The 6,067-nt window shown below is 64.8% G+C and carries 7 protein-coding genes; all 7 read left to right on the top strand.

Annotation, left to right across the window (positions count from 1 at the left end):
* A partial coding sequence (locus tag AAFP05_RS07645; protein WP_341729266.1) for an ATP-binding cassette domain-containing protein occupies window positions 1–734 on the top strand: 734 nt, incomplete at its 5' end.
* Between the two features lie 5 nt (window positions 735–739).
* The gene (locus AAFP05_RS07640) at window positions 740–1,549 is read left to right on the top strand and encodes a hypothetical protein (protein ID WP_341729265.1); all 810 of its coding nucleotides are present in this window, start codon (window positions 740–742) and stop codon (window positions 1,547–1,549) included.
* Window positions 1,546–2,292: a hypothetical protein gene (locus tag AAFP05_RS07635; protein ID WP_341729264.1), complete on the top strand. Its 747-nt coding sequence runs from the start codon at window positions 1,546–1,548 to the stop codon at window positions 2,290–2,292. The genes AAFP05_RS07640 and AAFP05_RS07635 overlap by 4 nt, the downstream gene beginning before the upstream one ends.
* A gap of 133 nt (window positions 2,293–2,425) precedes the next feature.
* Entirely contained in the window at window positions 2,426–3,544 is a 1,119-nt protein-coding gene (locus AAFP05_RS07630) for a sensor histidine kinase (RefSeq protein WP_341729267.1), read from the top strand.
* Window positions 3,541–4,197 carry a response regulator transcription factor gene (locus AAFP05_RS07625; RefSeq protein WP_341729263.1) on the top strand — a complete coding sequence of 219 codons (657 nt, stop codon included), beginning with the start codon at window positions 3,541–3,543 and terminating at the stop codon, window positions 4,195–4,197. Before AAFP05_RS07630 ends, AAFP05_RS07625 begins: the two co-directional genes overlap by 4 nt.
* A 409-nt stretch (window positions 4,198–4,606) precedes the next feature.
* Window positions 4,607–5,521, top strand: coding sequence for a helix-turn-helix transcriptional regulator (locus AAFP05_RS07620; protein ID WP_341729262.1), 915 nt, complete (start codon window positions 4,607–4,609; stop codon window positions 5,519–5,521).
* A gap of 234 nt (window positions 5,522–5,755) precedes the next feature.
* A partial coding sequence (locus tag AAFP05_RS07615) for an ArdC family protein (protein ID WP_341729261.1) occupies window positions 5,756–6,067 on the top strand: 312 nt, incomplete at its 3' end.

Below are 6,067 nucleotides of genomic sequence, written 5' to 3'. Positions count from 1 at the left end.
TCGTGAGGATCGTGACGCGTGTGATCGAGATCAATGGAGTCACCAAGAAGTACGGAGCCAAGACGGCCGTCGAGGACGTGAGCTTCACCGCAGCGCCTGGGCGGGTCACCGGGTTCCTCGGCCCGAACGGCGCGGGCAAGTCAAGCACGCTGCGCATCCTGCTCGGCTTGGACCGGGCCACCGCCGGAACGGCGCTGATCGACGGCGCGCCATATGCGACGCTCGCCCAGCCGTTGCGGACGGTCGGGGCGATGCTCGACGGCGCGTCCGCGGTGCCTGAGCGGCGCGGCGTGGATCATCTGCGCTGGATCGCCCAGTCCAACCGAATCCCCACCGGGAGGATCGGCGAGGTGTTGGAGACGGTGGGGCTCACCGATGCTGCCACCGTCAGGGTGAAGAAGTACTCCCTGGGCATGAAACAGCGCCTCGGCCTGGCTGCCGCCTTGCTCGGCGAGCCGCGCGTTCTGGTGCTTGATGAGCCGGTCAACGGCCTGGACCCGGAGGGCATCCGGACGGTGCGTACCTTCTTGCGTCGCTACGCCGATGCGGGCAACACGGTCTTGCTGTCCAGTCATCTGATGGGTGAGACCGCCGAGACGGTGGACGACATCGTGATCATCGACAAGGCCCGCATCATCGCCACCGGCACCCTGGCTGAGATCACCGACGGACACGCCTCGCTCGAAGAAGCGTTCTTCGCGCTCACCGGCAGCGAGCCGGGCGAGAGCTGGTGATGATCATGATCGCCACGATTCGTTCCGAACTGACCAAGATCAGCACGCTCCCCAGCGTCTGGATCGTCACCGGCATTCTTCTGGGGCTCACCCTCCTCCTGCAGGTCCAGGGCTATCAGGGCATCAGTTTGAAGCTGGAGACACTCGACACCGACGGAATGCTCTGGTGGTACAACTCCGGACCAGTTCCAGCCGACCTCGAAATCCTCTCCGACATGGCAGCACAGGTCTTCAACCCCGGCATCTTCTTCCCCGTCCTCGGCGCAGTCATCGCCGGCGCGGAGTTCCGCACCGGGCAACTCGGCGTCAGTGTGCTGGCCGTGCCCAACCGGATGCGTTTGGTACTCGGCAAGACCATCGCCACCGCGATCTATGCCCTCGGGTTCAGCCTCATCGTCACGGCGATGACTCTCCTGGCCACCTACCTCGCGGTCAAGGACTGGCGACCAGACCTCATCTGGCGACCCGAAGCGTTCATCGGCTTCGGTGGCTCGATCCTGTTCGTCGTTGCCATCACCCTCATCACGTTCGGCATCACACTGATCACTCGACGCACGATGCTCGGCATCCTCATCATGATGGCGTTCACGGGCGTTGTCATGACGCAGGTCCTCTACGGCATCTCACCCGTCCTGGACGCACTGACCCCGGTAAGCGCAGCTCGGAACTGGCTACTCCAAAGCGAGGGATGGGGGCCAGGCGGCGGACCGGCGTTCAGTTCGAGCCCCGAGGTGGGCGCGGCCGTCCTCGCCACATGGGCGATCCTGACTCCCGTCGGCGCCGCCCTCGCCATCCACCGCAGAGACGCACGATGACCACCACCATCGAGACGCCGAGAATCCGGCCACGAGACGTGATCGCCTCGGAGATCACGAAGATCATCACCCACCCCGCAACCCTCCTCGCCATCGCGCTGGCGTTCGCGGCGAACACCCTGTTCGGGATCGTTGGCGCCAGCGCCGTCCAGTTCGGAACGGCATCAGGCACGCAATCGCTGGCGGAGTTCCCCTCGGTGATGTTCGCGCCGATCTATGCCTTCCTCGTGCTGCCGGTCTACGCAGCGGCGAGTGAGTACCAGGGCGGGCAGCTTCGGATGAGCTTGACCGCAACACCCGACCGGAATCGGCTCGTCATCTGCAAGCTCGCCGCCTTGACCTTGGTGGTTCTGCCCGGAGCACTGCTTACGCTCATCCCGGCACGCCTCATCCTCGGGTTCCACGACAGGCTCACCGTTCCGGAACTGCTGACCGATATCGGTCGATGGACTGCCGTGTACCTGCTGATGTCACTGGTCGCGTTCGGCCTCGCAACCGTGCTGCGGAGCGCTATCGCACCCCTGTCGCTACTAGGTGCCCTCGCCGTCTTCGTCAACGCAGGCTTCCTACCTTGGCCTGAAGGACTCCGCTTCCTGCCGGACCAAGCAGCGATGAACATGCTCGGCACACCTTCCAGCGAGGTCACCGTGCTCCCACCTGCCATCGGCGCGCTCGCCGTGGGCCTCTGGGCGCTCATTGCCATCGGTGGCCACGCGATCGCCCTGACACGGCGCGACAGCTAACGGCAACTGACGTGGCCATAGCGACGACGGCCGTTCACAGAGCGGTCAACGGGCCGACCGACAATCCTCGCCCCTCGGGTGCGGCACCCATAGCGGCTACAGACTGGGTGGAAGAATGGGCCTTGTGGAGAGTATGTCGACATCGATGCTGGGGCTGAGATCGTCGGCGCTCTCCTGGGGGCTCGATGCCGCTGTGGCTGTCGCGGTTGTCGGCTTCTTTTGGGTACCCGCGCTGACGCGAGAACGCACCCAGGGAGACCTCGCCCTGTGGGGTGTGCTGGCCGTACTGGTCTGCGTCTCCGTGATGCTCCGGTGGAAGCTGCCTACCATCTCAACCGTCGTCGCTATCGGTGCGACGACGGTCGGCTGGACGAGCGGACTGGGCACCGATCCTCTGCTCGCGGCGGCGTGGTGCTTGTACCCGATGGCGCTGCAGCGCGCACCTCGCAGCCGATCCTTCGGGCTAGTGATGATAGCCGCCTTGGTGGCACTGGCGGCGACAATGGCCCCGCCACTCAATGACCCCGTGCTGGGGCAACGGATCGTGAACGGCATCTGCGCACTGGGCGCCTCATGGCTGCTCGGGCATGTCGAGGCACGACGCCAGGCAGCGGTCGCGGCGATGGTGCGCGAGCAGGAACGCTCTGAGCGAGCCCGGCAGCAATCGGTGATGGCGCGCGAGGTCCACGATGTCGTCGGACACGCACTCAGCTTCATCAGCATCGAAGCGGACGCCGCCCGAACCCTGCCCGGCACGACAGAGACTGAACTCCGCGAAAGCCTGGCCGACATCGAGCAACGCGCACGAGGCGCCCTCGAAGAAGTGCAGGCTCTGGTCCGGTCACTACGAACCGGCCAGATCGCGCCTGACGGGCAGGCCCTGGTGTCGTTGCCCGATCTCCTCGCCGCAGCCAGAGCCAGCGGGCTGCAGGTCGACGCGAGCATCACCACCCCAGAGTTGCCCGCCGAACTCGGTCTGGCGGTGACGCGCATCGTCCAGGAAGGGCTCAGCAACATCGTTCGCCACTCCGGCGCCGACCGGTGTGAGGTGGCCGTGTGGAGTGAGGATGACCGGATTGCGGTCAGGGTCGATGACAACGGCGCCGGCATCCATGCCGATGACGCCCCCGGCAACGGTTTGTCGGGAATGCGCGAGCGGGTGGCGGAACTCGGCGGCGAGTTGACGATCTCCACCAGGCTCGAAGGCGGAACCCGACTCCTCGCCCACCTCCCGATAGGACGTGAGGCATGAGTGGGGTAATCCGCGTCTTCCTAGCCGATGACGACGCCGAGTTCCGAGGGGTCTACCGTCGCATCTTCACCCGAACCGACGGCTTCACCGTGACCGGAGAAGCTGGGACCGGCGAAGACGCGACCCGGATGATCCGCGCACTCAAACCCGACGTCGCACTAGTGGACGTGCAAATGCCCGGCGGCAGCGGCCTCGATGTCGTGCGCGCCACCGCCGAGACCGCCACGAGGATCATCGTCCTCACGACCTTCGACCTCGACGAGTACGTGGCCGAGGCCATCCGCGACGGCGCCGCAGGTTTCCTGCTCAAGAATGCCTCGGCTTCGGAGGTGCTGGCCGGAGTTCGCGCGGTCCATGCCGGGCACAGCTCACTCGCCCCAGAAGTCACCGCGCGGTTGATGGACCAGTTCGCGCCGCGACCAAGGCCGACACCGCACGCGTTCACCGACGCTCTCCTCAGCGAGCGGGAACTCCAAGTGGTGCGCCTCGTCGCCCAAGGGATGTCGAACCAAGAGATCGCCGAGGCGTTGTTCCTGAGCCCCGAAACGGTGCGGACCTACCTCAAACGCCTGTTCGCCAAACTCGACATCAGCGACCGCACCCGCCTCGCGGTCCTCGCTCACGAGGCGGGCCTGCTCCACGAGGCCCGCTGAGAAGGCGCCACATCTGGGGGCACGGTGAAGCACTCGCTCGCCCTCCACGCGTTGCGCCGTCCTCGCCCGGCACCGGATGGTCAGCGATCGCACAGGTGGGACGCGCAGCTTAATCAAGCCGGCTCGAACGCTCAGGAGTGTCCAGGTTTGGGTCGACAGTGCGGTGCTTGCTGACGAAGTGTCCACATTCGGGGGACGCGAGACCAAGCTCGGTTGAGCCACGGTTGAAGGGAAAGACCGCTACCAGTCGCGAGGGTCGTGGCGAGTGATGGACATCAATGGAGTCACCAAGAGGCGCCGAACCAGGTCTGCCGTCGAAGATGCGGGCTTCGTCGCTGGGTCCAGCGAGTTCCTTGGATCGATCGGCGCGAGTAGCTCGAGCGATCAAAGCATCAGCAAGGCTCTAGCGATGGAAGTGCCGTCCGACACCGGTCTGCATATCCCGATCCAGGCGAAGACGCAGACCTTCCATCATCCGGTGGGGCCGGTCGCGTATGACTGTGTGAAGGTGATCCTGGTCCGGGATGGTTCGGCATTCTTGTTCAGCGAGTTCGGTAAGCAAACAATCAACGTCGGAGATGCCGTCCTGCTCTGCGCAAACACCCTGTGCGGGAGCGAGCCCGAGGGGCAGATCACGGTCACAACGGTGTACATGGATACTGACTATCTGATCGACCAGGTGTTCTGGCAGCATGTGGGACTGCTCTGTGACCGTCTGGATGCTCGCAATCTGGCGGAAATGATGTATCTCGAACCGGCCCAGATACTCCGTCTCGGGGAGGAACGTGCAGGAATGCTGATGCCCTGGCTCGATGAGCTCGTCCGCCTCAGTCTCGATGACCACTACGGGCGGCGGTTCAACAGGATTCAGGCCCTCTGGTTCGCCCTCGCTGACGTGATCGCCCCGTTCGTGAAGGTCTCCTCAGTCCGCCTCTCCCCATCACAGCGGTCCCGAACCCGACCCACAACACCACGGCATCGTCAGTTCTGCCCACTGCGTGAGGAAGCGCGGAAGATTGCTGAACTACTGCGAGCTTCGCCGGATGTCCACTGGACACTGGTTGCGTTGGCTGAGTTGATTCACATGTCTACTTCGCAACTGGTTCGGGTGTTCACGGAGGCGTATGGGAAGACGCCGTTGGCGTTCTTGTCGATGATCCGCGCCGAAGAACTGGCTCGACTGCTGCGGGATACGGACTTGCCCATCGAGGCAGCGATGCGGCAAGTCGGGTGGCATAGTCGTGGCCACGCCGCCCAGCTATTCCGCCAGTACGTCGGCATCACCCCGGTCGAGTACCGGCGGTTGAGCACCCAGGCCGTGTGATGCTCCCGATTCGGTCATCCACGCTCCCGATTTCGTGACCATCGAGGTCAGCATGGTCGGTGGGTCTGGTGGGTGAGGTAGACCGGTAAGGACTCGCCGGGTTCGGCTCGAACCTGGGCGGTCTTGGTCGCACCCCCTTGACCTGTGCCTCCACCTTCGTGGTGTTCCCGGCGTACCTCGCAGTCGCATGGTTGCTCGCGCCCCAGAGCAGCCCCAGCGGAGGGAGGCCCAATAATGGCGACGAGGGAGGAAGCGCGGGCGGAGCGCGAGGCGAAGCTCGATGAACTGCACGAGATACTCACCGGCGCCGTCGATCAGCTGGTGTCCGGCGCTGACTGGGCGCGTGCTCTGGCGTTCACGGCCCGGTTCCGGAGCAGGTCGTTCAACAACTCGTTGTTGATCTGGGTCCAGCATCAGGCGGCGTTCGACGCCGGCCGGGCGCTGGAGCCGGTGCCGTCGTATGTGGCTGGGTATCGGCAGTGGCAGCAGCTGGGCCGTCAGGTGCAGAAGGGCCAGCCGGGTTACATGATCTTCGCTCCGGTGACG

The organism is Brooklawnia sp., from assembly GCF_032229645.1.
Classification (GTDB): domain Bacteria; phylum Actinomycetota; class Actinomycetes; order Propionibacteriales; family Propionibacteriaceae; genus Brooklawnia.
This window is presented reverse-complemented; position numbering and strand designations above follow the sequence as displayed.